This is a genomic window from Phormidium sp. CCY1219, assembly GCF_055795085.1.
Genome location: NZ_JAYFEQ010000867.1, coordinates 1 through 1,713, shown reverse-complemented (window position 1 = coordinate 1,713; position 1,713 = coordinate 1). Strand labels below are relative to the sequence as shown.

The 1,713-nt window shown below is 56.7% G+C and carries 1 protein-coding gene; it reads right to left on the bottom strand.

What is annotated here, in order from left to right:
* Nucleotides 1-311: 311 nt before the first annotated feature.
* Nucleotides 312-1,713, bottom strand: a 1,402-nt coding sequence (locus AC0QH1_RS28330; RefSeq protein ID WP_442957375.1) for a WD40 repeat domain-containing protein, incomplete at its 5' end; no start/stop codon positions are given.

The window sequence follows — 1,713 nt, the reverse complement described above, 5'->3', positions numbered from 1 at the left end:
GCTCCGCCTCCACCCTGATAACTCGTTCCCAGGCTCATGCCTGGGAACGGCCCTCCCGAGGCTCCGCCTCCACCCTGGATGATTATACACAAGCACCTCATCTAGCGGGCGATTGAAATCGCGCCTGGGCAAGCCAAGTCCGCCTACGCGGACTAATTATAACTCGTTATAACTCGTTCCCAGGCTCATGCCTGGGAACGGCCCTCCCGAGGCTCCGCCTCCACCCCGATGGATGACCCTATAGCACCTCTGGCCCGTAGGGTGCGTGACCCGCGCCACTCCATGCCAAGCGCCGGGGTCACGCACCGAACTCATTCCCCTAACAAGCGTTTAATCTCCTCCTCGGTAAACGGATTTTCTCCAGCACGCAAGGTATCGATATATCCCTGCACGATTTCTTTAGCCTCTTCATCCTCACTTAACTCAAGAAAGGTCTCAAACGCTTGAATCGCGCCTTCCGTATCTCCCGTGAGAGCTTTGGCGATTCCCAGATTGCCTCGATCGCCCGCATCGTTCGGTGCTAATTGCACTGCTTTTTCGCAGGCAGGCATCACTACCTCGGCCTCACCGCGCAAGCTACCATACCAACACAGATTATTCCAAGTTACCGCAGAAATTTCCAGATTGGCATCAAGTTTCTCCGCTGCGGTATAAGCCTCAATGGCCGCTTTATACTGCCGGTCTTCCGCCAACTGCTTCGCCTTGTCCGCTACAGCCGCCGCCGTAATTTTTCTCGCTTCCGCTTCCGGGTCTAGGTCGAGGGTGTTGTCCAGTTTCAAAGCGGCTTGGAATTTCTCAACCGCTGCATCTACGCGACCCTCGCGGGCGAGTTGTCTCCCTTGTTCCACTAATGCAGATGATGTGGCAATTTGGATGGCTTCCGATTCCGGGTCCAGGTTCAGGGTCTCGTCCCATTTCAAGGCAGCTTGAAATTTGGCGGCAGCTTCGTCAACTTTACCCTCACTGGCGAGTTCTTTGCCTTGTGCCACTAAAGCGGGGACGCCAAGTTTAGTGGCTTTCGCTTCTGGGTCCAGGTCGAGGGTCTCGTCCACACTTACCGCCTGTTGGAATTTGGCAATGGCTTCGTCAACTTGACCCTCCCCGGCGAGTTCTTCCCCTTGTTTCACTAAACTAGAGGTGGCAATTTCGATGGCTTCCGCTTCCGGGTCGAGGTCGAGGGTGTCGTCCAGTTTCAAGGCGGCTTGGAATTTCTCTCTCGCTTCCTCTACTTGGGCTGACCGGGCCAACTCTTCCCCTTGTGCTATCAAGGCGGGGACGGCAAGTTCTGTGGCTTTCGCTTCCGGGTCCAGGTCGAGGGAGTCGTCCAGTTTCAAGGCGCGGTTGAAGTGAGTCACGGCCCCGGAGAAATCGCCATCCCGGGCTAAAGCCTTGCCTTGACTCACCAAAAACTGTGCCGACTCGGTGGTACTCCAGGCATATTTTTGACAGGTTTCACCAGCATCGCGGGCGGTATCGGTTTCTGGGGCTACCAAAACCGGATGATACTGCAACTGATTGCAGGCCATTTGCAGCCAATTTTTCCAATCCCCCCCGTTCCACAAGCGCAGGGTGTTGTCCCCACTGCCACTGACGATGGTCTCGCCGTCCGGGCTGAAGGCTACGGCGCTGACCGAACTCTGATGGCCGCGCCAGGGTTCGCCGATGGGTTCCCCCTGGCGGGTCCACAAGCGCAGGGTGTTGTCCGAACTGCCA